General features: G+C 71.0%; 17 protein-coding genes. 9 read left to right on the top strand and 8 right to left on the bottom strand.

Features of this window, described 5'->3' with window-relative positions; genetic code table 11:
* Positions 1-287: 287 nt before the first annotated feature.
* From LGI35_RS39860 to LGI35_RS39885, 7 genes are all read left to right on the top strand, one after another.
* Complete coding sequence (locus LGI35_RS39860; protein ID WP_227299303.1) at positions 288-1517, top strand: ROK family transcriptional regulator; 1230 nt, start codon at positions 288-290, stop codon at positions 1515-1517.
* A gap of 76 nt (positions 1518-1593) precedes the next feature.
* Positions 1594-1665, top strand: coding sequence for a putative leader peptide (locus tag LGI35_RS46425; protein WP_341483509.1), 72 nt, complete (start codon positions 1594-1596; stop codon positions 1663-1665).
* A gap of 427 nt (positions 1666-2092) precedes the next feature.
* On the top strand, positions 2093-3688 hold the full coding sequence (locus LGI35_RS39865; protein WP_227299304.1) for an ABC transporter substrate-binding protein: 1596 nt from the start codon (positions 2093-2095) through the stop codon (positions 3686-3688).
* Position 3689: 1 nt separating this feature from the next.
* The gene (locus LGI35_RS39870; protein WP_227299305.1) at positions 3690-4634 is read left to right on the top strand and encodes an ABC transporter permease; all 945 of its coding nucleotides are present in this window, start codon (positions 3690-3692) and stop codon (positions 4632-4634) included.
* Between the two features lie 5 nt (positions 4635-4639).
* Positions 4640-5494 carry an ABC transporter permease gene (locus tag LGI35_RS39875; RefSeq protein WP_227299306.1) on the top strand — a complete coding sequence of 285 codons (855 nt, stop codon included), beginning with the start codon at positions 4640-4642 and terminating at the stop codon, positions 5492-5494.
* Positions 5491-7323, top strand: coding sequence for a dipeptide ABC transporter ATP-binding protein (locus tag LGI35_RS39880; protein ID WP_227299307.1), 1833 nt, complete (start codon positions 5491-5493; stop codon positions 7321-7323). The genes LGI35_RS39875 and LGI35_RS39880 overlap by 4 nt, the downstream gene beginning before the upstream one ends.
* A 53-nt stretch (positions 7324-7376) precedes the next feature.
* Positions 7377-9686, top strand: a complete 2310-nt coding sequence (locus LGI35_RS39885; RefSeq protein ID WP_227299308.1) for an arylsulfatase — start codon at positions 7377-7379, stop codon at positions 9684-9686.
* 14 nt (positions 9687-9700) lie between these two features.
* On the opposite strand, the gene glgB is transcribed toward LGI35_RS39885, so the two are convergent.
* The 5 genes from glgB to LGI35_RS39910 form a co-directional block, all read right to left on the bottom strand.
* The gene (gene glgB / locus LGI35_RS39890) at positions 9701-11890 is read right to left on the bottom strand and encodes a 1,4-alpha-glucan branching enzyme (protein WP_227300713.1); all 2190 of its coding nucleotides are present in this window, start codon (positions 11888-11890) and stop codon (positions 9701-9703) included.
* 139 nt (positions 11891-12029) lie between these two features.
* Complete coding sequence (locus LGI35_RS39895; RefSeq protein ID WP_227299309.1) at positions 12030-13400, bottom strand: maltokinase N-terminal cap-like domain-containing protein; 1371 nt, start codon at positions 13398-13400, stop codon at positions 12030-12032.
* Between the two features lie 55 nt (positions 13401-13455).
* A complete protein-coding gene (gene treS, locus LGI35_RS39900) occupies positions 13456-15168 on the bottom strand; it encodes a maltose alpha-D-glucosyltransferase (protein WP_227299310.1) in 1713 nt (570 codons plus the stop codon).
* A complete protein-coding gene (locus LGI35_RS39905) occupies positions 15165-17159 on the bottom strand; it encodes an alpha-1,4-glucan--maltose-1-phosphate maltosyltransferase (RefSeq protein WP_227300714.1) in 1995 nt (664 codons plus the stop codon). Before LGI35_RS39905 ends, treS begins: the two co-directional genes overlap by 4 nt.
* A gap of 264 nt (positions 17160-17423) precedes the next feature.
* Positions 17424-17696: a DUF5133 domain-containing protein gene (locus LGI35_RS39910; protein ID WP_116513117.1), complete on the bottom strand. Its 273-nt coding sequence runs from the start codon at positions 17694-17696 to the stop codon at positions 17424-17426.
* A gap of 304 nt (positions 17697-18000) precedes the next feature.
* Between LGI35_RS39910 and LGI35_RS39915 the strand changes: the two genes are divergently transcribed.
* Both LGI35_RS39915 and glgX read left to right on the top strand, forming a co-directional pair.
* Positions 18001-18576 (top strand): pep a2, encoded by a 576-nt coding sequence (locus LGI35_RS39915; protein ID WP_227299311.1) that lies wholly within the window; start codon positions 18001-18003, stop codon positions 18574-18576.
* Positions 18577-18748: 172 nt separating this feature from the next.
* Entirely contained in the window at positions 18749-20878 is a 2130-nt protein-coding gene (glgX, locus tag LGI35_RS39920) for a glycogen debranching protein GlgX (RefSeq protein WP_227299312.1), read from the top strand.
* A gap of 52 nt (positions 20879-20930) precedes the next feature.
* Here the strand turns inward: glgX and LGI35_RS39925 are convergent, their stop codons facing one another.
* The 3 genes from LGI35_RS39925 to LGI35_RS39935 all read right to left on the bottom strand — a co-directional run bounded on the left by LGI35_RS39925 (position 20931) and on the right by LGI35_RS39935 (position 26284).
* Positions 20931-23945, bottom strand: coding sequence for an alpha-mannosidase (locus tag LGI35_RS39925; RefSeq protein WP_227299313.1), 3015 nt, complete (start codon positions 23943-23945; stop codon positions 20931-20933).
* Between the two features lie 120 nt (positions 23946-24065).
* On the bottom strand, positions 24066-25337 hold the full coding sequence (locus LGI35_RS39930) for a glycoside hydrolase 5 family protein (RefSeq protein WP_227299314.1): 1272 nt from the start codon (positions 25335-25337) through the stop codon (positions 24066-24068).
* Between the two features lie 62 nt (positions 25338-25399).
* Entirely contained in the window at positions 25400-26284 is an 885-nt protein-coding gene (locus LGI35_RS39935) for a carbohydrate ABC transporter permease (RefSeq protein ID WP_227300715.1), read from the bottom strand.
* Positions 26285-26314 lie beyond the last annotated feature (30 nt).

Below are 26314 nucleotides of genomic sequence, written 5' to 3' on the forward strand. Positions count from 1 at the left end.
CGCGGACATGGTTCGGAGAGTCGCAGCGGCGACGAGCCACCGTCAAGCGCGGTCCGGGTCCCGTCACCACGTCGCCCGATGGTTCAATCGGCGCCTGAGCACAAGGCGACGCCCTGTGCTCCGCCTCCCGCCGAACCCCCTGTGACCAGCGCAGTTTCGCGCGAGCCGCCCATCGGTGCCACCCATCTGCGTGGGGCGCGCCGGGCGGCATCGGGCGCCCCGCGCGAATTCATGCCACCGCAATGTTGCGCCGTCGCAGCCGGCGGAACCGCACCGAGAGGGACACGATGACGCCAGCCACCCCCGGCCCGCGCATGGCGGGCGACGGACGACGCGAAGCCAACGCCGCGACCGTTCTGCGCACGGTGCTCGGCCACGGCCCCGTGGCTCGCAGCGGGATCGCCCGGCTCTCCGGCCTGAGCCCCGCCGCCGTCTCGCGTCAGTGCACCGACCTGGTCCGGCTCGGCCTGGTCCGCGAACTGCCGGAACTGGCGGCGGGCGGCACGGTGGGCCGGCCGCAGATCCCCGTCGATCTGCACACGGGCGCGTCCGGGGGACCCGTGGCGGGCGGGGTTCACCTGGGCGTTCCCCTGTCCACGTTCGGCGTCGTGGACCTGCGCGGCCGGGTGCTCGCCCGGCACACGTTCACGCACGACGGGATCGAACCGAAGGACCTGCCGCGCCAAGTCGCGCGCGGGCTGCAGGAGTTCCTGGACCGCACCGTGCAGGGCCGGCCGCTGCTGGGGGTGGGCGCGGCCGTGGGCGGCTGGGTCGACCCGGGGGAGGGGACGGTCGTGCGGCACGACGCGCTCGGCTGGCACCGCAGACCCGTCGCCGCCGAACTCGCCCGTGGGCTCGGCGGTCTCGAGGTGCGGCTCGACAACCACGCCCGTGCCATCGCACAGTCCGAGATCCTCTTCGGCAGACCCGCCGCACGCCGCAGCCTTGTGCACCTGTTCGTGGGCAACGTCGTCGACGCGGCGCTCGGCATCGCCGGGGTGGTGCACCAAGGACCCGGTTCGGGCGCCGGCGATGTGGCGCATCTGCCGGTGCCCGACTCCACGGCGCCCTGCTCGTGCGGGCGCACGGGCTGCCTGGAGGCGACCGCGTCGAACACCGTTCTCGGTCAGGTGGCGCTGAGGCGCGGCATCGTCCCGGAACCCGACACGTCGCTGGTGGTGGACGCCGCCGCGGCCGGTGACCGACGGGCCGACCGGCTCCTGCGCGAGCGGGCCAGGGCGGTGGGCCGCGCGACGGCTCTGCTCCTCGACGTGCTGAACCCGGATCTTGTCGTGGTGACCGAGCAGTCGAGCCTTCTCGACCCCGACTACCTGGAAGAGATCCGAGGCGCCGCGGTCGACCTCTCCCACGTCTGCGACGACCCCGAACGTATCGTCAGTCCACATGCCGGACCGGGCGTACTGCCGGTCGCGGCCGGGACAGTTCTCCTGAATCCCCTGTTCAGAAGCCCTCTTCAGGCCATCGGCCGCCGCCTGTCGGAGGCCGCGCTTGGCTGACCCCGGTCCAGGATTCGGACATCACCGGTTGACCGCCCCGGCGAGCCACTGCCATATTGCTCCCGTGAATCCGGACATGCGCCTCGTCTCCCGCAGGCACGTCGACCTCTGTCGACAGGCCAGCGCGGTCTGTGCCGTCAAGCTCTGACGCGGGGCCGACCCCCGTACACCCGGGCTGACTTCCGCTCACTTCTCCGCACTCCTCGGCCGTGCCCCAGCACGGCCGGGGCCGCGCGCTCTCCCTCCTCGCACGTCCCGGCTCTCCGCTGGCGGACGCGGTTCCTGAGCCGCTGTGGCGGTCATTGATTCCTGCCGCAGCGAAAAGAATCCAGTGCTTCGTCCTGCCCGGCCCGGGCGGCGCCCCGGCCGGAGCGGCGCCCTGACGCTTTCGGCGGCCCGAACCCCGTCGGTGACCCAAATCCGTCGGTGACCCGGACCCGTCGGTTTCCGACCGCGTCGGCGATCCGGCGCCGGTGCGCCCCGTCATGGCCCGGCCACCGTCAGGGCCGGGTCGGAGCACGGCGGTGCGACGCGACCCCTCCCTCACCGTCCCTCCCCTTCACAGGCAGGCCTCGATGACCGAGCAGTACCCGTTCACGCCCCCAGACGTCTCCCGCCGCAGCACCTTGCGGGCCGCGGGCGCCGGCGCCCTGCTGGCCGGGCTCGGCGGCCTGACCGGCTGCCGCTCCGCGGTGTCCGAAGCCAACTCCTCGGCGAAGGAGGCACGTTCGCGACCCAAGCGTGGTGGCATTCTCTCCGTCGCCGTCAACACCGACTTCACGCCGAGCCTTCTGTTCGCGCAGAGCTCGCAGTCGTACCAGCACCGGCTCCTCTACAACACGCTCACGCGCTACGACGACGGCCTGAAGCCGCAGCCCGAACTCGCCACCTCCTGGGACTACGCCGCGGACGGGCGCGGCATCACCCTGAAACTGCGCGACGACGTGACCTACCACGACGGGCGCAAGTTCACGGCCGACGACGTGATCTTCGCGGTGAAGAACCTGCAGAACCCGGTGAGGGCAGCGCAGTTGAGGGCGACCGCGCTTGCCGTCAGTGGATTCGAGAAGCGCGGGGACCACGAGGTGGTGCTCAAGCTGGCGCACCCCGTGGCCAACCTCTTCGACCTCTTCGAATTCATGATCATCACGGATCGGCACTCCGTCGAGGACGCGGTCAAGGGCACGAAGCTCAACGGCACCGGGCCGTTCAGGCTGAAGAAGTGGAGCCCCGGCTCGGGCCTGAGCCTCGTCCGCAACGACGCGTACTGGCAGCCCGGCCGCCCGTACCTCGACGGTGTCGAACTGCGCGTCATGGCCCAGGCCGACGCGCTGGTCTCCTCGTTGCGCTCGGGCCAGTCCCAGCTCTCCTACCAGGTCCCCGGCAAGAGTCTTGCCGCGGTCAAGGGCAACCCGGATCTCACGATCACGAGCTACGACACCGGTGACGGCGCCGCCTACGTGGGTGTCAACACCACCGTCGCGCCGCTCGACGACAAGACGGTCCGCCAGGCCGTCGCCTGGGCACTCGACCGTGAGCGCATCGTCGATCAGACGCTCGGCGGCTACGGACTGGCATCCGCCGCGCCCTGGCCCAAGTCGTCGCCCGCCTTCACCGAAGCCGGCCGCACCCACTACACGCACAACCCCGCCAAGGCCCGCCGGCTCCTGAAGTCCGCCGGCCTGACCAGGCTCCGGCTCCCGCTGCTGCACCTCAGCCTGCCCGGCGAGACCGCCATCGCCGAATCGGTCCAGTACGACCTGAAGCAGGTCGGCATCGCCGTCGAACTCCAGCCCACCGACCCCGCCACCGCCCAGAAGAAGCTCATCTCGCAGGACATGCCGGCGCTGTGGACCATGTCCCACGGCTTCGCCCAGGTCCAGCCGTCCACCCTCGCGGTGAGCGCCTATCCCTTCAACGAGGCCAAGAACACCTCCAAGTACCACTCCGCCGCGTACACCAAGGTGGTGCGCGAGGCGTGGACCACCAGGGACACGGCCGGCGCCGCGACCAACGCGCAGTACCGGAAGATCTCCGGCATCCTGCTCGACCAGGCCTTCATCATCGACCTCGCCATCCGGGGCCGGGTGCAGGTCGCGAGCAAGAAGCTGCACGGCGTCACCCTCAACAAGTTCTCGTACCTCAACCTCGACGACGCGTACCTGGTCTGACATGCGCAGCTATCTCCTCAGGCGGCTGCCGTCCGCCCTCCTCGTCCTCCTGCTGGCCTCCTTCCTCATCTTCGCGATCCTGCGCCTGGTCCCGGGCGACCCGGCCAGTTCCCTCGCGGGGCCCGACGCGAGCGCCGCGACCGTCGCCGCCATCCGCGAGCGACTCGGGCTGAACGCACCGCTGTTGACGCAGTACACGAGTTGGATCGGCGACCTCGCGCGCGGGGACCTCGGGCCGTCGTACGCGATCGGAGGCGACACCGCCGACCTCATCCGCGACGGGCTCGGCGCCACCGTCGAACTCACCCTGGGCGCCCTGCTGTTCGTGATCCTGCTCGGCACGGCCTTCGGGGTGCTCGGCGCCACCTCGCGCCGCCGCTGGGTCAGGGGCGTGGTCCGCGTCGCCACCACGGGCGCCCTGGCCGTGCCGCCGTTCGTCACCGGCGTCCTGCTCGTCCTCGTCTTCGCCGTGACCCTCGGCGTCCTCCCGCCCGGTGGCCGCGTGCCGGTCCTGAGCGCCCCCGACCTCGGTGTGCAGTACCTCCTCCTGCCCTCGCTGTGCCTCGCCCTGCCGAGCGCCGCCGTCCTCGGGCGCTACCTCAAGGACGGCATCGAGCGCACCCTTGCCGAGGACTACATGCGCACCGCCACCGCCGCCGGCGTCACGCCCCGCCGTCTGCTGTGGCGGCACGCCATGCCCAACGCGCTGCCGCCCGTGGTCACCCTGCTCGGCATGCAGACCGGCCACCTTCTCGGCGGCGCGGTACTCGTCGAGGCGATCTTCGCCTGGCCGGGCCTCGGGCAGCTCGCGGAAGCGGGCCTCACCCGCCGCGACTACCCCGTCGTCCAGGATCTGCTGCTGCTCCTCGTCACCGTCTTCGTCCTCGTCCAGCTGCTCACCGACGCGGTGTACGCCTGGCTGGACCCCCGGATCAGGTGGGAGTGACCGCCATGAACACCACCCGGCTCCCCGCGCGCCGCCCGTCCCGCGCCCGTAACCCGTACCTCGCCGCACTCGGCACCCTCCGGGGCCGCCTCGGCATCGCGCTCGTCGCCGTGGTCGTCCTCGCCGGACTGCTCGCACCCCTCCTGACCGGCCACGGCCCGACCGACCAGAGCGCCGACGGGCTCCGGCCGTTCGGCGCCCCCGGTCATCCGCTCGGCACCGACGACCTCGGTCGTGACCTGCTCAGCCGTGTCCTCTACGGCATCCGCGCCGACCTGGGCATCATCGCCGTCGCCGTGCCGCTCGGCGCCCTCGCGGGCTGTGTCCTCGCCCTGCTCGCCGCCGCGCACCCGGTCGCCGACACCGTCGTCCAGCGCGCCTTCGACCTGGTCCTCGCCTTCCCCGGACTGATCCTCGCCCTCGCGGTCACCGCCATCCTCGGCCCGGGACGGCTTCCCGTCGTCCTGGTGATCGCGCTCGCCGAGATCCCCGTGTTCGGACGGCTGCTGCGTGGCGGGATCCTCGTCCAGAGAGAGCGCGAGTACGTGGTCGCCGCGCGGGTCGGCGGCACTTCACGCACCCGTGTCCTCGTCCGCCACATCCTGCCCAACGCCACCGACCCGCTCGTCGTTCAGATCGCCGTGTCGCTCACGGTCGCCGTCTTCATCGAAGGCGCCATGAGCTTTCTCGGCGTGGGCGTACGACCTCCGGAACCCACTCTCGGCGGCGTCCTCAGCCAGTCGGTGCCCTACCTCGCACAGGCCCCCCACTTCGCGGCAGGCCCTCTGATCACCGTGACCGCTCTCGTCCTCGGCCTCTCCCTGATCGCCGAGGCACTCAACCGGGAGATACGCCGATGACGACGACCGATCTGCTCGAAGTCCGGGACCTCGGCGTCGAGTTCACCGGACCCGACGGAGACCCGCTGCGGGCGGTCCACGATGTCACCTTCACCCTGCGCCGGGGCGAGACCCTCGCCGTCGTCGGTGAGTCCGGATCCGGCAAGTCCACCACCGCGCTCGCCCTGACCCGGATGCTGCCCGGCACCGGACGCGTCACGGGCGGGACCGTACGCCTCGACGGCCGGGACCTCGCGTCGGCCGGGCCCGACGAGCTGCGTGCCGTACGCGGCGCACGGATCGGCATGATCTTCCAGGACCCGATGACGGCCCTCAATCCGGTGCTCACGGCGGGGCAGCACCTTGACGAGGTGCTGCGCGCCCACGGAGCGGGCGACCGAAAGGCCCGCCGTGCCCGCGCGGGCGAACTCCTCGACCTGGTCGGCATCCCCGAGCCGGGCCGCCGGTTCGACGACCACCCGCACCAGTTCTCCGGCGGCCAGCGCCAGCGCATCCTCATCGCGATGGCCCTGGCCAACGAGCCCGACGTCCTCATCGCCGACGAGCCGACCACCGCCCTCGACGCCACCGTCCAGGACCAGATCCTCACCCTCCTCGCCAAGCTCAACGAGGAGACCGGAACGGCACTCGTCCTGATCACGCACAACATGGGTGTGGTCGCCCGCGCCTGTGAACGCGTCCTGGTGATGTACGGCGGCACCGTCGTCGAGGACGGGCCGACCGCCGAGGTACTCACCCGGCCACGGCACCCGTACACCGCGGGCCTCCTCGCCGCGGTGCCCCGGCTCTCGGCTCCGTCCGGCACCCGGCTCACGGGAATCCCCGGCAGCACGCCCGACCTGACACTCCTCGGTGCCGGGTGCGCCTTCGCCGACAGGTGCGCCCTGGCCGAGGACCGCTGCGGCGTCAGCGCACCCCCTCTGACCGAGGCGGCGGCAGGGGGACGCGTGGCGTGCTGGCCCGCCGCGGAGGGCTCGCGGCCGCTGCCGGGGCCCGCCCGGCCCGCGCGCATCGAACGGCCCGCTCCCGGGGCGGTGGTCCTCGAAGCCGAGAACATCACCAAGGTCTACCGGGGGCGCGGCGCCGGCGCAGGCACCCGCCGCTTCACCGCGCTCGACGGGGTCTCGCTCACCCTCGCCGAGGGAGAGACACTCGGCATCGTCGGAGAGTCCGGCTCGGGGAAGTCCACGCTCGCCCGCGTCCTCGCGCACGCCCATCCGGCGGACGGCGGAACGCTGCGGCTGCGCGGCGGCGACGTCACCCATCCCGCGCGCAAGGCCCTGCACGCGGTGCGCCGCGAGGTACAGATGGTCTTCCAGGACCCGTACGCGTCCCTCAACCCCCGTATGACGGTGGGGGAGATCATCGCCGAGCCGCTCGTCGCGTTCGGCCTCGGCGACCGCGACCGGCGCCGGGACCGCGTCGCGGACCTGCTGCGCCAGGTCGGACTCGACCCCTCCGTCGCCGACCGCCACCCGCGGTCGTTCGCCGGAGGCCAGCGCCAACGCATCGGTATCGCACGGGCGTTGGCACCCGGGCCGTCCGTCCTCATCTGTGACGAGCCCGTCTCCGCACTCGATGTCTCGGTGCAGGCCCAGATCGTCAACCTGCTCTCGGACCTCCAGCGTGACCTCGGCCTCGCACTCGTCTTCATCGCCCACGACCTGGCGGTGGTCCGACAGGTCAGCCACCGGATCGCCGTGATGCACGAGGGCCGCATCGTCGAGAGCGGCAGCGCGGACGAGGTCTGCGAACGGCCCCGTGACCCGTACACCCGCTCCCTGCTCGCGGCAGCACCACATCCCGTACCCGTGGGCGCGCCCGTATGACTGCCCACCCCGCAACGACCTGACCGACCGACCACCCGGCCCACGGAGACATCATGAGCACCCGCCGCGACCCCTACGACGGCTTCCCCGGACGTGTCGGGCGCACCTTCGCCGACTCGGAGCCCGCCTGGCCACCGCGCCGCACCGCGCCGGACCGGGCCCCGAACATCGTCGTCGTACTCGTCGACGACATGGGCTACAGCGACATCGGCCCCTTCGGATCCGAGATCGCCACCCCGGTTCTCGACGAGCTGGCGGCACAGGGCGTGCGGCTGACCAACTACCACACGATGCCGCTGTGTTCGCCCGCCCGGGCCGCCCTGCTCACGGGTCTCAACCCGCACCGCGTGGGCTACGCGATGGTCGCCAACTCCGACCCGGGGTTTCCCGGATACGGCATGGAGATCGCCGACGACATCCCCACCCTCGCCGAACTGCTGCATGACTCCGGCTACGCGACGTACGCCGTCGGGAAGTGGCACCTGGTCCGCGACTCGGCGTCCAACGCCGCCGACCACCGCGGGAACTGGCCGCTCCAGAAGGGCTTCGACCGGTACTACGGCGTCCTCGAAGGGCTCACCAGCCTCTTCCACCCGCATCAACTGGTGCGCGACAACAGCCCTCTCGACATCGACGAGCTGCCCGAGGGCTACTACTACACCGACGACATCACCGACGAGGCCATTTCCATGGTGAAGTCGCTGCGGGCCCACGACCCGGACAAGCCGTTCTTCCTCTACCTCGCGCACAACGCGGTCCACGGCCCGCTCCAGGCCAAGGAGGAGGACATCGCCCGCCATCGCGGGCACTACGACGACGGCTGGGACGCGCTGCGCGACCGGCGCTTCGCCGCCCAGCTCGCAGCCGGCCTCTTCCCGCCCGGCACCGAACTGCCGCAGCGCAACAGCGAGGCCGGACTCGACGTGCCGGCATGGGACTCGCTCACCAAGGACCAACAGCGGCTGTACGCCCGCTACATGGAGGTCTACGCGGCGATGGTCGACAACATCGACCAGAACCTCGGCCGCCTCACCGACACCCTCGACGCACTCGGCGAACTCGACAACACCATCATCGTGTTCACCTCGGACAACGGCGGCACCGGCGAGGGCGGACTCGAAGGCACCCGTTCCTACTTCAGCCGCTTCGTCCACCACCCCCAGCTCCCCTCCGACTGGACCCCGGACGTCGACCGCGACCCCGAACTCATCGGCGGTCCCCGCAGCCTCGTCCACTACCCACGCGGCTGGGGCATGGCCTCCAACACCCCCTTCCGCCTCTACAAGGGACACACCTACGCGGGCGGTGTCCGCGTGCCCTTCGTGCTGTCCTGGCCCGAGGGGGTCCGGGACGGCCGGCTCACCCAGGGCGTGCGACCGCAGTACCAGTACGTCACCGACATCGCCCCCACCCTCCTCGAACTCGCCGGGATCGCCCGCCCGGACAGGCGCGCCGGGGTGCCGCTCCAGGAACTGGACGGCGTCAGCCTCACCCCCGTCCTGGCCGACCCCACTCATGCCTCCACGCACGCCGAGCAGTACTGCGAGATGACCGGCAACCGCAGCTACTACCGCGACGGCCACAAACTCGTCACCCTGCACCGCCCCGGCGCGCCCTACGACGACTCCGAGTGGGCCCTCTACGACATCCGCGCAGATCCCACCGAGATCCACGACCTCGCCGCCCGGCATCCGGAACTGGTGAAGGGGCTGTCGGCCGCGTGGGAGAGCGCGGCCTGGCGCAACGGCGTCTTCCCGCTGCCCGACGGAAGCGGCGCGCTCGCCCGCCGCAACCCCGCCGAGGAACGCCTCGCCCGTCCTCTCACCCTGCTGCCCGGTACCCCCGAACTCGAGCGCTACCGCTCCTCACGGCTCATCTCGTTCCGGTCGTTCGACATCGAGGTCGCCGTGGACGCGCCGGGCGAGGGCGTCCTCGTCTCGCACGGGGACCAGGGCGGCGGCTACGTCCTCTACGCGGAGGACGGCCGGCTGCGCTTCGCCTACAACGAGTACGGCGTGCTCCACGAGACCGACGCGGGGCCGGTACCGGAGGGTCCGTACGAGGTCACCGTCGCCGCGACCGCCGAGAAGGGCCTGCGCTGGCGGTTCTCGGTCGCCGTCGACGGTGTGGAGCGCGCCGCGCCGGACAGCGTGCACCAGCTCATCGGCATGGCGCCGTTCCAGGGCATCAGCGTCGGCGTCGACCGCAGGTCGCCGGTGTCCTGGCCGGTACACGAGCGGCACGGAAGCTTCCGCCACGCAGGGCGACTCAGGTCCGTGACCTACCGCCCGGGAGCGCCCGCGCCGGATTCCCCGGCGGCCGTGGCCGCCGCCCTGCGTGAAGCGGCGGCGGCCTTCGAGTGACGTGTCGACGGTCCTCAGGCGGGACGCAGCCACACTGTCGCCAGTGGCGGCACGGTCAGACGGAGTGAGACGGGCCGGCCGTGGCTCGGCTCCGGGTCCGGCTTGAGGACACCGGAGTTGACGATGTCGCCGCCGCCGTACCGTGCCGCGTCCGTGTTGAGGACCTCGGACCAGCCGGGGACCGAGTCGGGCACGCCGAGCCGGTAGTTCTCGCGGACCGCCGGGGAGAAGTTGCACACGGCCAGCAGGGGAGTGCCGTCCGCCGCGAACCGCAGGAAGGCGAGGACGTTGTCGTCGGCCGCGTCCGCGGTGATCCACGAGAATCCCGCGGGCGTGGTGTCCCGTTCCCAGAGGGCGGGAGCGGCCGCGTACTCGCGGTTGAGGTCGCGCACCAGGTCGAGGACTCCACGGTGGTCCGGCTCGGCGTCGTAGGCCGGGTCGAGGAGCCACCAGTCCGGGCCGTGCGCCTCCGACCACTCGGCCCCCTGCGCGAACTCCTGCCCCATGAACAGGAGTTGCTTGCCGGGGTGGGCCCACATGAAGCCGAGGTACGCGCGGTGGTCGGCGCGCCGCTGCCACCAGTCGCCGGGCATCTTCGACACGAGGGCGCGCTTGCCGTGCACCACTTCGTCGTGCGAGAGGGGAAGGAGGTAGTTCTCGCTGTAGGCGTACACCATCGAGAACGTCAGCTCGTTGTGGTGGTACTTGCGGTGCACGGGCTCGTGCACGATGTACGCCAGCGAGTCATGGCTCCAGCCCATGTTCCACTTCAGGCCGAAGCCGAGGCCGCCGAAACCGTGGGGGCCGATGTGGTGGGTCTGCCGCGTGACGCCGTCCCACGCGGTCGACTCCTCGGCGATGGTGACGACACCCGGGCAGCGCCGGTACACGGTGGCGTTCATCTCCTGGAGGAAGGCCACGGCGTCGAGGTTCTCGCGGCCGCCGTGCTCGTTCGGCGACCACTGGCCTTCCTCGCGCGAGTAGTCGAGGTAGAGCATGGAGGCCACGGCGTCGACCCGCAGGCCGTCGATGTGGAACTCCTCGCACCAGTACACGGCGTTGGCCACGAGGAAGTTGCGGACCTCCTTGCGGCCGTAGTCGAACTCGAGAGTGCCCCAGTCCGGGTGCTCGGCGCGGCGTGGGTCCTGCGGCTCGTACAGGGCGGTGCCGTCGAAGCCGGCCAGCGCCCAGTCGTCCTTCGGGAAGTGGGCCGGCACCCAGTCCATGATCACGCCGATCCCCGCCTGGTGCAGGGTGTCGACGAGGTGGCGGAAGTCGTCGGGGGAGCCCATGCGGGACGTAGGGGCGTAGAAGCCGGTGACCTGGTAGCCCCACGACCCGCCGAAGGGATGCTCGGCCACCGGCATGAACTCGACGTGGGTGAAGCCCAGATCGCTCACATAGGCGGCGAGCTGGTCGGCGAGCTCGCGGTAGTCCAGTCCCGGCCGCCACGACGGCAGATGCACCTCGTACACCGAGAAGGGCGCCTCGTGCACCGGACGCTTCCCGCGCCGCTTCATCCACGCCGCGTCCCCCCACGTGTGGGACGACGCCGTCACGACGGACGCGGTGGCGGGCGGCACCTCGGTGCGCCGGGCCAGGGGGTCCGCGCGCACGGTGTGCGAACCGTCGGGGCGGGTGATGTCGAACTTGTACAGCGTTCCCTCGCCGATGCCTGGCAGGAACAGCTCCCACACGCCCGACGAACCGAGCGACCGCATAGGGAACGCGGTGCCGTCCCACGCGCAGAAGTCACCGCAGACGCGCACGCCCCGGGCGTTCGGCGCCCACACCGTGAACCGGGTGCCCGCGACGCCTTCGTGCGTCATCGGCTGGGCGCCGAGAGCGGTCCACAGCTCCTCGTGCCGGCCCTCGCCGATCAGATGCAGGTCGAACTCCCCGAGCGCGGGCAGGAAGCGATAGGGGTCATCGACTTCCCTCTCGTCCCCGTCGTACGTCACGAGCAGCGTGTACGCGGGAATCGCGTCGAGCGGCAGCACCGCGGTGAACAGACCGTCACCCTCGTCGCGCAGCTCCACGCGCCGGCCCTCGACCGACACGGCGACGGCCTGGGCGTACGGCCGCAGCACACGGAACGCGACACCGCCGTCCACCGGGTGCGCGCCCAGCAGGGCGTGCGGGTCGTGATGCTCACCCCACAGGAGACGTCCGCGGTCCGACCCGTCCAGCTCGGGGGCGGGCAGGACGGTGAGGCGACCGGGGCCGGACTTGCCGGTCGGGCCGGCAGTCTTGGAGGCGGAGGTCTTGCGAGCTGCCACGGTGTTGTCTCCTCGGGCGGGATGGGGGTTCGGCAGGCGGACGGCGGGGTTGCCGCCGCCTGGTTCAACGGGGTTCGGCGAGGCGGCTGATCGCCGCCATCGGTACGGGCAGCCAGTCGGGCCGGTGCCGTGCCTCGTACAGGACTTCGTAAAGGGCCCGGTCCGTCTCGTAGGCGCGGAGCAGGTCGGGTTCCTCGCGCGGGTCCGACTTCGACTCGGCCGCGTAGCCGGCGCAGTAGGCGTCCCGGCAGCGCAGCGACCACTCCGGCCGCCAGGGCAGACGGGTGCGGGCCGCGTAGTCGAAGGAGCGGAGCATGCCCGCGACATCGCGTACGGGGGACTGCGCATGGCGGCGTTCGGCGAGCGGGCGGGCCGGCTCGCCCTCGAAGTCGATGACGAACCACTGCTGCCCCGACCACAGCACCTGCCCCAGATGGAGGTCGCCGTGGATGCGCTGCGCGGGCCGCGCCGAGTCGACGAGCGCGAACGCGTCGAACGCGGCCCGCAGCCCCGGCGCGTGCGGGAGCAGCGCGGGCACGGAACGGGCCGTGGACTCGAGGCGCTCGGTCATCGCGGCGGCGAGGCGCCGGTTGCGGTGGGGCTCAGGCGCGTCGACGGGGAAGGCCGCCGTCAGCGCGAGATGGACCTCGGCGGTCGCCCGCCCCAGTTCGTACGCCTCGTCGGTGAAGTCCCTGCCGGAGGAGAGCGACCGGAGCGCGAGGGTCCAGCCGTCGTCCGCGTCGGGCAGGAACGGCTGGAGGACGCCGAGTGTCGCCTGCTGGGGCTGCGACGTACGGAACCAGGCGACGGGTCCCGGCACACGGGTGCAGCCCTGCCGGGCGAGCGCCTGCGGTACCTCGAGATCCGGGTTGACGCCGGCCTGGACGCGTCGGAAGACCTTCAGGATGTACGAATCGCCGTACACCAGTGACGTGTTGGACTGCTCGGCGTCGATGACGCGCGGCGTGAGCCCCGCGGGTACGGTGACCTGCGGGTCGCGTTCGAAGCGCAGAGGGCCCGCCGCACCCGGGTGGCGCAGCCGCTCGAGGAGCAGCCCCGCCGAGCGGGGCTCCTGGAGGGCGTCGTACACCATGAGGCCGGTCAGCGGGCCCTCGGTCGCGCGGCCGATGAAGGCGGGCGCGAGAGAGGGCGGCAGCATCTCCCGTACGCCGAGCAGGAGTTGGTAGAGATTGTCGGCCGGGGGCGTGCCCGAGCCGGAGCGGGTCACCTGCTCGGCGTGTTCGGCGCGCACCAGCAGGTGCAGGCAGCCCGGGTGCAGCTCGGTCATCGAGGCCAGGGTCAGCCCGGTGACCGGCCGGCCCTTTCCCGCGAACCAGCGCTGCCGGGGCAGCCATTCGTGGAGCAGACCGGCGAGTGAGTTCAGCAGCAGAGAGGGGCTGACGCCGGTCGGACTCTGCAGTGCGGCCTTGGGCATGGCGACGACTCCTTTCGAGGGCGGACAGACGGTCCCAGGGGTGTGGGGCCGCCGGTCACCACGCGGTGCTGACGGCTTCCTTGCGGAGCCGGAACCAGTAGAAGCCGTGGCCCGCGAGGGTCAGCAGGTACGGGAGCCGGCCGATGGCGGGGAAGCGGACGCCACCGATGAGCTCGACCGGGTGGCGGCCGTCGAAGGCCTGGAGGTCGAGTTCGGTGGGCTGGGCGAAGCGGGAGAAGTTGTGCACGCACAGGACGAGGTCGTCCTTGTACTCGCGCAGGAACGCGATCACCGCCGGGTTGGACGAGGGGAGTTCGGTGTACGAGCCGAGGCCGAACGCCTCGTTCTGCTTGCGGATCTCGATCATCCGGCGCGTCCAGTGCAGCAGCGAGGACGGGGACGACATGGACGCTTCCACGTTCGTGACCTGGTAGCCGTAGACGGGGTCCATGATCGTGGGGAGCGAGAGCCGGCCCGGGTCGCAGGACGAGAAGCCCGCGTTGCGATCCGGGGTCCACTGCATCGGCGTGCGCACGGCGTCGCGGTCGCCCAGCCAGATGTTGTCGCCCATGCCGATCTCGTCGCCGTAGTAGAGGATCGGCGAGCCCGGCAGGGAGAGCAGCAGAGCGGTGAACAGCTCGATCTGGTTGCGGTCGTTGTCGAGGAGGGGCGCGAGGCGGCGGCGGATGCCGATGTTGGCGCGCATCCGCGGGTCCTTGGCGTACTCCGCGTACATGTAGTCGCGCTCTTCGTCGGTGACCATTTCGAGCGTGAGCTCGTCGTGGTTGCGCAGGAAGATGCCCCACTGACAACTCGACGGAATGGCAGGCGTTTTGGCCAGGATTTCCGAGACCGGGTAGCGCGACTCCCTGCGCACCGCCATGAAGATGCGCGGCATGACCGGGAAGTGGAACGCCATGTGGCACTCGTCGCCGCCGGAGGCGTAGTCGCCGAAGTAGTCGACCACGTCTTCAGGCCACTGGTTGGCCTCGGCCAGCAGCACCGTGTCCGGGTAGTGCGTGTCGACCTCGGCCCGTACGCGCTTGAGGAAGGCGTGGGAGGCGGGGAGGTTCTCGCAGTTGGTGCCTTCCTCGGCGTAGAGGTAGGGCACCGCGTCGAGCCGGAAGCCGTCGATGCCGAGGTCCAGCCAGAAGCGCAGGGCGGCGAGGATCTCCTCCTGGACGCGCGGGTTCTCGTAGTTGAGATCCGGCTGGTGGGAGAAGAAGCGGTGCCAGTAGTACTGCTTGCGCACCGGGTCGAACGTCCAGTTGGAGGACTCGGTGTCGACGAAGATGATCCGCGCGTCCTCGTACTGCTTGTCGTCGTCGGCCCAGACGTAGTAGTCGCCGTAGGGGCCGGTGGGGTCCTTGCGGGACTCCTGGAACCACGGGTGCTGGTCGCTGGTGTGGTTCATGACGAAGTCGATGATCACGCGCATCCCGCGCTGGTGCGCCGCGTCGACGAACTCCACGAAGTCCGCGAGATTGCCGAACTCGGGCAGGACCGCGGTGTAGTCGGAGACGTCGTAACCGCCGTCCCGCAGCGGCGACTTGAAGAACGGCGGCAGCCAGAGACAGTCGACCCCCAGCCACTGGAGATAGTCCAGCCTGGACGTGATGCCCTTGAGGTCGCCGACCCCGTCGCCGTTGCTGTCCTGGAAGGAGCGGACCAGGACCTCGTAGAAGACGGCGCGCTTGAACCAGTCGGGATCCCTGTCCTTGGTGGGGGTGTCCTCGAAGGTGTCCGGGACGGGCTTGTTGACGATCATGTGGTGGGTGACCCTCCGGTGGGCGGTGAGGACGGTCGCAGGACGGTGAGGATGTGCGCGGGCGCGCGGCCCGGCTCGAGGCGCACATAGTTCGTCCTGCCCCATTGGTATGTCTCGCCGGTCAGCTCGTCGCGGACCGGCACGCTCGCGTGCGCGTCGAGCCCGAGCTGAGGCATGTCCAGGGAGACTGTCGCCTCCTGGGTGTGGTGGGGGTCGAGATTGACGACCACCACGACCGTGTCGGAGCCCGAGCGCTTGCTGTACGCGATCAGCGCGTCGTTGTCGGTGTGGTGGAAGTGGAGATTCCTGAGCAGGCGCAGGGCGCCGTGGTTCCGCCTGACGCGGTTCAGAGTGGTGATGAGCGGAGCGATGGAACGCCCCGCCCGCTCGGCCGACTCCCAGTCACGCGGCCGCAGTTCGTACTTCTCCGAGTGCAGATACTCCTCGCTGCCCTCGCGGACCGGTGTGTTCTCGCACAGCTCGTACCCGGCGTACATCCCCCAGGCCGGGGAGAGCGTGGCCGCGAGCACGGCACGCACCTCGAAGGCGCGGCGGCCGCCGTTGCGGAGGTAGCCGGGCAGGATGTCGGGCGTGTTCACGAACAGGTTGGGACGCATGTAGGCGGCCGTGTCCCGGGAGAGTTCCGTGAGGTACTCGGTGAGCTCCTGCTTCGTGTCGCGCCACGTGAAGTACGTGTACGACTGCTGGAAACCGGCCTTGGCGAGCGCCCGCATGATGGGGGGCCGGGTGAAGGCCTCGGCGAGGAACACCACGTCCGGGTCGCTGCGGTTGATGTCGGAGATCACCCGCTCCCAGAACACGACGGGCTTGGTGTGCGGGTTGTCGACGCGGAAGACGCGGACTCCGTGACGCATCCAGAAGCGCAGGATCCGGGTCGTCTCCTCGATCAGCCCCAGCATGTCCTGGTCGAAGGCGATCGGGTAGATGTCCTGGTACTTCTTCGGCGGGTTCTCCGCGTACGCGATCGTGCCGTCCGGCCGGTGCTGGAACCACTCCGGGTGCTTCTCCACCCACGGGTGGTCGGGCGAACACTGGAGCGCGAAGTCCAGCGCGATCTCCAGATCGAGTTCAGCGGCCCGGCGCACGAAGGCGTCGAAGTCTTCGATGGTGCCGAGGTCGGGGTGGACCGCGTCGTGACCGCCCTCGGGCGAGCCGACCGCCCACGGCACTCCGACATCCCACCGGTCGGCCGACAGAGTGTTGTCCGGCCCCTTGCGGAAGGTGGTGCCGATGGGGTGGATCGGCGGCAGGTAGACCACGTCGAAGCCCATGGCGGCGACGGCGGGCAGGCGCTCGGCCGCCGTGCGGAAGGTGCCGCTCACCGGCCGATCCCCGTCGCGGACCACGGCGCCCTCGGAGCGCGGGAACATCTCGTACCAGGCTCCGTACAGCGCCCGTTCACGCTCCACGAGCAGGGGCATGGGCGCCGAGCGCGAGACGTGTTCGCGCAGCGGGTGCTCCGCCAGGGCGGTGGTCACGTCCGGCGCGAGGGCCGCGGCGTGCCGGGCGGCGGGCGGCATGCTCTCGTCGCGGAGCGCGTCCACGGCCGCGAGGACCGCGTCCCGCCCGGCCTGTTCCGGGACGCCGGCGGCGGCCCGCTCGTACAGCGCGGCGCCCTCCTCCAGGATCACCTCCGTGTCGATCCCGGCCGGGACCTTGATGCCGGCGGACCGGCGCCACGAGGACACGGGATCGCTCCACGCCTCCACCGTGTACGTCCAGTTGCCCACGTCCGTCGGGGTGACGTCGGCGCCCCAGCGATCGCTGCCCGGGGACAGTTCGCGCATGGGGATCCACGGGCCCGGCCGGCCGTCGGGGCCACGCAGCACGACATTGGCGGCGACCGCGGCATGGCCCTCGCCGAAGAGCGTGGCGGAGACCTCGAACGTCTCGCCCGGGACCGCCTTCGCCGGACGCCTGCCGCAGTCGACGGCCGGGAGTACGTCCACGATCGGGACGCGGCCCGTCACCGTGCCTGGGTTCATCGATTGCACCTCCGCCGTGCTCGGGGCAGGCCCGTTCCAGGTGGGGGCCCGCCGGGTTCACATGCGCCACGGGACGCGCCGTCACTCGCACACCGGTTGGCCCGGCGCGCGGCCGGGCACAGCAGGCTGTCATCGACGGGCTGCGTCCTCCGGCGACACGCTACGGGAGCCGACCGGGCTCGGCCTGTCAGGAAATGTCCCGATTCAGGCGTGTCGGCCGGCGTCCCGCTTCTGCTGGGCGGTCCGGCCTTACCGCCCGCTGAGGGCGGCGACCGCGACCGCGGGTGCCGCGAGCGGCGGGGCGGCCATCGGCGGATGCTCCACGCTGGGGCGGAGATAGCGCTCGGCCGCGTCGGCGGCCTCCCGCCCGCAGCGTTTCCCCATCAGCACGCACAGCGTGTAGGCCGTGTCCTCGAAGTGGGCCCGCACCTGGCGGTCGGCGGGTGCCGCGAGCCGTAGGCGTTCCCATGCGCGGTACTGCGCCAGATGACTGGCGACTTCGGTTTTGGTAGGTAGCAACATGTCGCTGTTCACTTCCCACTCTTGGAGCGCACGGTGCACCGGGTCGGTGCGCGGGGGCCGTGCACGGAGAGGTACCGAACCATTACGCCGATCGGTACCCCGTCCTATGGTGCATTTGGCGGCACTTCCCGTCCTGTTGGAGCTTCAACGACAGCGGAAACGGTTCCTCGAGTTGCACGAATGGAGTAGCGATCTCATTCTGGGGCTGACTCAGGAGCGATCAGTGCTCACGCTACGTGTTCGGGGTACGGCCCGTGGGGGGCGGACAACGAGCGGGAGCTTCGCCGGTGAGGAGCCGAAGACGATGAATACCGCAGTGCCCTGCTACTACCACCTCGATGTCGAGGTCAGCTCAGAGCGTGTCTCACAGGTCAGGCGCATTCTGGCCGCCCACCTCCGGTACTGGAAGCTGGACATTCTCGTCGACCCCGTCTGCCGCGGCGTCGAGGTGCTGCTTCACACGATCGACGAGCACGCCACGGACAAGAACACCACCGTTGAGATGTGGTGGAACGGCCAGCACCTGATCACCGCGGTGTCCGACCACGAGCGTGACCTGCCGGGCCCCCACTACGCCCCCCAGGGATGCCTCGCGGAGATCGCCGCGTTGAGCGACGGCTGGGGCGGCTGCGCCACGGCAACGGGAAAGATCATCTGGTTCTCCCGCCGTGCCCGCCTCGGCGAGCGCGCCCCGCTGGTCCCCGTCGGCCCCGCGCCGCGCATCAGCGAGGCGCTCGAGATGCCGCGCGAGGTGCCGGTCCCGGCGTTTGCGGGCTCAGCGGTCACGGATCCGCTCGTGGCCGCCGCCCCGGCGGCCCGTGCGCGCGGGCCCGAACTGTCCGTCCCACGCAGGGTGGTACGCCCGACGCCGGTGATGTGACATCAGCACCGCGCTCCGCCCGGAGCGTGTCGCACCGGGCCGCGGTCTGCTTCGGCAGCCGCGGCCCGGCGGCGTGCCAGGACGGCGGCACACGAGGGCCGGGCGCGCGGCAGACGGGGCGCGGACGGCGCGGTGACGACATCGACTACAAGATCATCCGTACGGTGGCCGGATGCTCACCTGGACCGGACGTCCCTATCCCCTCGGCGCGGCATTCGACGGCGACGGAACGAACTTCGCCCTGTTCACGGAGGTCGCCGAGCGCGTCGACCTCGTCCTCCTCCACGACGACGGCACCCATGACACGGTCACCATGACCGAGGTCGACGGCTTCGTATGGCACTGCTATCTGCCCGCCGTCGGCCCCGGCCAGCGCTACGGCTACCGGGTGCACGGCCCGTGGGACCCGGCGGCGGGCCACCGCTGCAACCCCGCGAAGCTGCTCCTCGACCCGTACGCCACCGCCGTCGACGGACAGATGGACAACGACCCCTCACTCTTCGAGCGGACGGCCGGCGGACCGACCCCGGCCGACAGCGCGCCGCACACCCTCGTCGCCGTGGTGACCGACAGCGCCTTCGACTGGGGCAACGACCGCCCGCCCCTGCGCCCGTACGCCGACACCGTCATCTACGAGGCCCACGTGCGCGGTCTGACCCGCACCCATCCCAAGGTCCCCAAGAAGCTGCGCGGCACCTACGCGGGCCTCGCGCACCCGGCGGTGATCGAGCACCTGACGTCGCTGGGCGTGACCGCGGTCGAACTGATGCCGGTGCACCAGTTCGCGCAGGACGGATTCCTGCGCGACCAGGGTCTGTCGAACTACTGGGGCTACAGCACGATCGGCTTCTTCGCCCCGCACAACGCGTACGCAGCCGAGGGCAGCCGAGGCGGGCAGGTCACCGAGTTCAAGTCGATGGTGAAGGCGCTGCACGCGGCCGGCCTCGAAGTGATCCTCGACGTCGTCTACAACCACACGGCCGAAGGCAACGAGAACGGCCCGACGCTCTCCTTCCGCGGCATCGACAACGCCTCCTACTACCGGCTCGTCGACGGCGACCCGGCGCACTACTACGACACCACCGGCACCGGGAACAGCCTGCTGATGCGGCACCCCAGCGTGCTCCAGCTCATCATGGACTCCCTGCGGTACTGGGTCACCGAGATGCACGTCGACGGCTTCCGGTTCGACCTCGCGGCCACCCTCGCCCGGCAGTTCCACGAGGTGGACCGGCTCTCCGCCTTCTTCGACCTCATCCAGCAGGACCCGGTGATCGGACGCGTCAAGCTCATCGCGGAGCCGTGGGACGTCGGCGAGGGCGGCTACCAGGTCGGCAATTTCCCGCCCCAGTGGTCGGAGTGGAACGGCAAGTACCGCGACTCGGTACGGGACTTCTGGCGCTCAGGAGAGAACACCCTCGCCGAGTTCGCCTCCCGGCTCACCGGGTCCTCCGACCTCTACCAGCACGACAGCCGCCGCCCGCGCGCCAGCGTCAACTTCGTCACCGCCCACGACGGGTTCACCCTGCGCGACCTGGTCTCGTACGACGACAAGCACAACGAGGCCAACGGCGAGAACAACCGGGACGGCGAGAGCGCCAACCGGTCCTGGAACTGCGGCGCCGAGGGCCCCACCGACGACGAAGGCGTGCTCGAACTGCGCGGCCGGCAGCAGCGCAACTTCCTCGCCACACTGCTGCTCTCCCAGGGCATCCCCATGCTCGCCCACGGCGACGAACTGGGCCGCACCCAGCGGGGCAACAACAACGCCTACTGCCAGGACAACGAGATCTCCTGGACCGACTGGCGCCTGGACGAGGACCAGCGCGAGCTGATGGAGTTCACCCGGCGCACCATCGCCCTGCGAGCCGCCCACCCGGTGCTGCGCCGCCGCCGCTTCTTCCGCGGTGACACACACACCCACGAGGGCCAGCCCCTGCCCGACCTCGTGTGGCTGCGCCCGGACGCGCACGAGATGACGGACGACGACTGGCAGCGCGGCGACGCCCACTCGGTGGCCGTGTTCCTCAACGGAGACGCCATCGCCGAGCCCGATCCGTACGGGCGGCCGGTGGTCGACGACTCCTTCCTGCTGCTCCTCAACAGCTACTGGAAGCCGGTCCGCTTCCGCCTCCCTGACGCCGCCTACGGCGAGCGGTGGACGACCCGGATCGACACCGCCGACCCACGAGGCGTCGCGGACGAGACGGAACACAAGCCGGGCACCGACCTCCTGGTCGAGGCGCGCAGCCTGGTCCTGCTGTCCCGGGAGGCCAGGACGGCACGCGGCGCGGCGGGCTGAACGCGCCGTCCGGTGGGCCGGTTCCGTGACCGGCCCACCGGACGACACCAGCTCAGGCCCGCTTCAGACGCAGCGTCACCAGTTCGAAGGGGCGCAGCGTCAGCGTGATCCGGTCGCCGTCGCGCTCCGGGTCCGCCGCGTCGGCGAGCGGACGCTCGAGGAGGTCCGTCGCCGCCGAGGCAGCGATCCCGAAGCCCGCCGTGAGCGTGGTGCGCACCCGTCCGCCGCGGGACTCGTGGAAGCGGACCACCACGTCGCCGCTGCCGTCGTCGGCCAGCTTGACCGCCGTCACCACCACCGCGTCATCGTCGACGCCCACCAGCGGAGCGACCTCTCCGGAGCCGGTCACGCGCCGCTCCGGCAGGTTGATCCGGTAGCCCTCGCGGACCGCGTCGCCGATGGCCGCGCCCGGCACCAGCGCGTGCCGGAAACGGTGCACACCCTGGTCGGTCTCGGGGTCGGGGAAGCGCGGCGCGCGCAGCAGCGAGACACGGACGGTGGTCGTCGTGCCCGAGTCGCTGTCCCGCACGGTCCGCGTCACGTCGTGGCCGTACGTCGAGTCGTTCACGAGCGAGACGCCCCAGCCGGGCTCCTCGAAGTGTACGAACCGGTGGTTGCACGCCTCGAACTTGGCGGCCTCCCAGCTGGTGTTGGTGTGCGTGGGCCGGTGGAAATGCCCGAACTGCGTCTCGGACGCGTACCGCTCGGCGTGGATGTCCAGCGGGAACGCCAGCTTCAGGAACTTCTCCGTCTCGTGCCAGTCGACCTCCGTGTCGATCCCGAGTCGCCGCTCACCGGCCGCCAGCGAGAGGACCTGGGTGACACGCGAGTCGCCGAAGGTGCGCACGACCCGCACCGAGGCACCCTCGCCCGGAGCCACCTCGTCGGCGTCCACCAGGTCGGTCACCGTGTTGCGGTAGAACTCGTCGACGTCCCACGCGTCCCACATGTTCGGGAAGTCCGGGTGGATCTGGAGCAGGTTCGCGGCCCGGCCCGGCGCCACGGTCTCGCGGCCCGCGACGAGGTCGTACGCGGACACGACCAGCCCCCGGGCGTCGACCTCCACCCTCAACAGCCCGTTCTCCAGGACGAATCCGCCCGCCGCGCGCGAAGCGATCGCGGCCTCGCCCTCGACGACCGGGGTGCGGGCGCCGCCCGCGGGCACGCCGTCGCGGGTGTGCGGCGCCGAGTTGAAGACGAGCGTTCCCGAGCCCTCACCGGCCAGCGCGCGCTGGGCCGCGCCGATGATGCCGTTCAGCTCCTCGGCGACCCGCTCGTACGTCCTGCGCGCCTCGCGGTGCACCCAGGCGATCGACGAGCCGGGCAGGATGTCGTGGAACTGGTGCAGCAGCACCGTCTTCCAGATCCGGTCCAACTCCTCGTAGGGGTAAGGGAATCCCGCCCGCACCGCCGCGGTCGCCGCCCACAGCTCGGCCTCGCGCAGGAGGTGCTCGCTGCGCCGGTTGCCCTGCTTCGTCCTGGCCTGGCTGGTGAGTGTGGCGCGGTGGAGTTCGAGGTAGAGCTCACCGACCCAGACCGGCGGGTTCGGGTACTCCGCCTCCGCCTTCTCGAAGAACTCCTCCGGCGTCTCCCACACCACCTGCGCGGACCCTTCGAGGTCACGAAGGCGGGCCGCCTTGGCGACCATCTCGCGGGTCGTGCCGCCGCCCCCGTCACCCCAACCGGTCGGCGCGAGCGAGTGCCGGGCGACCCCCTTGTCCTTGAAGTTCTTCGCCGCGTGGGCGATCTCGCTGCCCTTCATGGAGCAGTTGTAGGTGTCCACGGGCGGGAAGTGCGTGAAGATCCGGGTGCCGTCGATGCCCTCCCACTGGAACGTGTGGTGGGGGAACTTGTTGGTCTGCGACCACGAAATCTTCTGCGTGAGCAGCCACTTGGAGCCCGCGGCCTTGATGATCTGAGGCAGCCCCGCGGCGAACCCGAAGGTGTCGGGCAGCCACGCCTCGTCGTTCTCGATGCCGAACTCGTCGAGGAAGAACCGCTTGCCGTGCACGAACTGACGGGCCATCGCCTCCGAGCCCGGCATGTTGGTGTCGGACTCCACCCACATGCCGCCCGCCGGCACGAACCGGCCGTCGGCGACCGCCTTCTTCACCCGCGCCCACACCTCGGGCCGGTGCTCCTTGACCCAGGCCCACTGCTGGGCCTGCGACATCGCGAAGACGAAGTCGGGCTCGTCCTCCAGGAGCGCCGTCATGTTGGACGTGGTCCGCGCCACCTTGCGTACCGTCTCGCGCAGCGGCCACAGCCACGCCGAGTCGATGTGCGCGTGGCCGACGGCGCTGATGCGGTGCGCCGACGGGACCGCGGGCGCCGACAGGACGTCCGTCAGCCGTTCGCGGGCGGCGGCCGCCGTGCCGTTCACGTCCTGGAGGTCGACCGCGTCCAGGGCGCGCTCGACGGCGCGCAGGATGTCGTAGCGCCGCGCGGACTCCACCGGCAGCTCGGCCATCAGCTCGCCGAGCACTTCGAGATCGATGACGAGCTGCCACACGGTCTCGTCCAGGACCGCGAGATCCATCCGCGCCAGCGTGTACTGCGGCTCGCTGCCCGCGGTCTCCTTGTCGCCCAACTGCGTGGGCAGGAAGGGGTGGTAGTCGAGAATGACCGGGTTGGACGCCGCCTCGATGTGCAGGTGGACCTCCTCGCCGCCCTCCACCGGGGCGCCGACGCGCACCCACTGGTTGCGCGGATTGAGCCCCTTCACCGGGGTGCCGTCCGGACGGTAGACCAGGCCCTCGCACTGGAAGCCGGGCATGTTCTCGTCGAAGCCCAGGTCGAGGATCGCCTCGACGGTCCGGCCCGCCCAGGCCTCGGGCACGGTCCCCGTCACGCGGAACCAGCAGGTGGCCCACGGAGCGCCCCAGCGCGCGCCCACCGCGATCGGCTCGGGCGTCGCCGCGAGCCCTTCGGCGACCGGCACCGGCTCGCCCGGCGCGTTCCACACCGCGACCTCCAGCGGCACGGACTCGGGATACACGGCGGGTCGGATGCGCTCGTCGAGGACGCGCTTGAGACGGGCTTCGACCAGGGTGCGGTCGTCATGCATGAGGGGTACTCCGTAAGGTCCGGGGTGCGGGTGGTTACCAGGCGGGGAGCGGACGGGACGCTGTACAACTCCCCGACGCGGCGCACCTCGAATCGTGCGGTCCGCATCGAGGACGATCCATTACGGCGCCGTGCCGACGGTCCGCGTGACATGGTCCGGTGCGACCACTTCGGTGATGCCGCGCGCCGCCAGGTGTTCCTTGTCGTCGGCGCGGTTCGCGAGGACCGTGGTGGGCCGGACCCCGTCGGCGGTGAGCCGGGCGAAGGCCTCGAAGACGGCGCCGCCGGGGGCGCATACCGAGCGGCGCGGGGCGGCCTCGTCGTCACCGGCGTCGACGACGAGCGCGGTGGTGCGGGGCGCGGGTGGACGGGGACGGGCGCGCCGGTCCGCGACGATGCGGGCGAGAGCCTTCGCTGCGGGCTTGGGCTGCCGCTCGCTCGTCAACAGGCCGAGGCTGTACTCGAGTTCGGGGAAGTCGGCGAGGTCACGGCTGACGTCGTGCGAGCACCACCAGGTCACGCCCCACAGGTCGGGACAGTCGAGGGCGTTCTCGACGGTCGCCTCGGTGAAGTGCGCCGCGTGCTCGGCCGGGACCAGGGGCGCCGGCGCGCCGACCTCCTGGAGCCAGACAGGGCGGTGCGGATCGCCGGCCCAGGCCTTGGACAGCTCGACGAGATACGCGGCATGGTGCTCGGTCGCCGTCCCGGTGCGGCCGTGGCGCTGCGCCGTACCGTTGAACACCCACGAATGCACCGCGGTGAGCGCACCGAGCCGCGCGGAGTGCGCGGGCGTGAACGGCTGGTCGTCCTGATACCAGGCGGCGTCGTACGAGGCGTGCAGATGGGTTCGCCCCGGCGCTCCCTCCTCGCACGCGGCGAGCACCCGACGCAGCCAACTCCCGGCCTGCTCCGGCGTGATGCGGTCCGGGTCGGGGTGCGGGCCCGCCGCGAACTGGTTGACCTCGTTGCCGATCGTCATGCCGATGAAGTTGGGCCGGTCGGCGAGCGCCCCTGCGAGGGTGCGCAGATACGCCTCCTGGCCGTCGACCACATCGGGGTCGGTGAAGAGGTTGCGCCGGTGCCACGTCTGCGTCCACGCGGGCAGGAAGTCGAAGCTGGACAGGTGCCCCTGCAGACCGTCCACGTTCACGTCGAGCCCGCGCTCGGCCGCCGCGTCGGCGAGCTGGACGAGCTGCTCGACGGCGCGTGGACGGATCAGGGTGCGGTTGGGCTGGAAGTAGGGCCACAGCGGGAACACCCGGATGTGGTCGAGGCCCAGCGCGGCGATCGAGTCGAGATCGGCGCGCACGGCGTCCAGGTCGAAGTCGAGCCAGTGGTGGAACCACCCTTGGCTGGGGGTGTAGTTGACGCCGAAGCGCACGGCAGAGGTCATGCGGAGTCCTGGTTCTTCGGTACGTGGGGGGCTTCGGTGATGAGATGTCCGCGGTACGGGCGTCAGCCCTTGACGGCTCCCTCGCCGACCCCGCGGAAGAAGTACCGCTGGAGACAGGCGAAGAGGATGATCAGCGGCGCGACGGCGATGATCGTGCCGGCCGCGACGATCCGCTCGTCGTTGGCGAAGGTGCCGTGCAGATAGTTCAGGCCGATGGTCAGGGTGAACTTCGCCGGGTCGCTGAGCACGATGAGCGGCCACAGGAAGTCGTCCCAGGCACCCATGAACGCGAAGATCGCGACGACCGCGAGGGTGCCTTTCACGGACGGCAGCGCGATCCGCAGGAACCGCTGCCAGGCGTTCGCCCCGTCGACGTAGGCCGCCTCCTCGATCTCGTAGGGCAGGTTGAGGAACGCGTTGCGCATCAGCAGGACGTTCATGGCGGCGATGCAGCCCGGCAGGACCACACCGACGAGCGTGTTGTTGAGGCCGAGTTCGCGCATGGTCGTGAACTGGGCGATGACGATGCTCTCGACGGGCACCAGCATCGCGAGGATGAACACGAGGGCCGCGATCCTGCGGCCGCGGTAGCGCAGGCGGGCGAGCGCGTAGCCCGCGAGCGCGGAGCCGACGCAGTTGGTGACCACGTTGGCGGTGGCCACCTTCAGGGAGTTGAACGCGTAGTCCCAGACGGGGATGGTGTCGGCGACGCGTTCGTAGTTGTGGAGCGTGGGGTCGGCCGGCAGGAACGTGGGCGGGGAGCTGAAGATGTCCTCGTGCGTCCCCTTGAGCGAGGTGGACAGCTGCCAGAGGAAGGGCCCGACGGTGATCGCGAGCACGGCGAGCAGCAGCGCGTAGCGCAGCACGAGTTCCCAGAGGCGGATACCCCGGCCGTTCTCGTCGGCGATGCGCGGCGCGCGGCGGCGCCGAACCGGCTTGCGCGTCACGGCTGTTGTGGCGCGGACGTCCTCGGTGAC

Origin of the sequence: Streptomyces longhuiensis (assembly GCF_020616555.1) — a bacterium.
Classification (GTDB): Bacteria; Actinomycetota; Actinomycetes; order Streptomycetales; family Streptomycetaceae; genus Streptomyces; species Streptomyces longhuiensis.

Bases quoted from the DNA above. Each gene is read 5' to 3' on its own strand.
- LGI35_RS39860 (WP_227299303.1), top strand. From the start codon at position 288: ATGACGCCAGCCACCCCCGGCCCGCGCATGGCGGGCGACGGACGACGC.
- LGI35_RS39865 (WP_227299304.1), top strand. From the start codon at position 2,093: ATGACCGAGCAGTACCCGTTCACGCCCCCAGACGTCTCCCGCCGCAGC.
- LGI35_RS39870 (WP_227299305.1), top strand. From the start codon at position 3,690: ATGCGCAGCTATCTCCTCAGGCGGCTGCCGTCCGCCCTCCTCGTCCTC.
- LGI35_RS39875 (WP_227299306.1), top strand. From the start codon at position 4,640: ATGAACACCACCCGGCTCCCCGCGCGCCGCCCGTCCCGCGCCCGTAAC.
- LGI35_RS39880 (WP_227299307.1), top strand. From the start codon at position 5,491: ATGACGACGACCGATCTGCTCGAAGTCCGGGACCTCGGCGTCGAGTTC.
- LGI35_RS39885 (WP_227299308.1), top strand. From the start codon at position 7,377: ATGAGCACCCGCCGCGACCCCTACGACGGCTTCCCCGGACGTGTCGGG.
- LGI35_RS39895 (WP_227299309.1), bottom strand. From the start codon at position 13,400: ATGCCCAAGGCCGCACTGCAGAGTCCGACCGGCGTCAGCCCCTCTCTG.
- treS (WP_227299310.1), bottom strand. From the start codon at position 15,168: ATGATCGTCAACAAGCCCGTCCCGGACACCTTCGAGGACACCCCCACC.
- LGI35_RS39910 (WP_116513117.1), bottom strand. From the start codon at position 17,696: ATGTTGCTACCTACCAAAACCGAAGTCGCCAGTCATCTGGCGCAGTAC.
- LGI35_RS39915 (WP_227299311.1), top strand. From the start codon at position 18,001: ATGAATACCGCAGTGCCCTGCTACTACCACCTCGATGTCGAGGTCAGC.
- glgX (WP_227299312.1), top strand. From the start codon at position 18,749: ATGCTCACCTGGACCGGACGTCCCTATCCCCTCGGCGCGGCATTCGAC.
- LGI35_RS39925 (WP_227299313.1), bottom strand. From the start codon at position 23,945: ATGCATGACGACCGCACCCTGGTCGAAGCCCGTCTCAAGCGCGTCCTC.
- LGI35_RS39930 (WP_227299314.1), bottom strand. From the start codon at position 25,337: ATGACCTCTGCCGTGCGCTTCGGCGTCAACTACACCCCCAGCCAAGGG.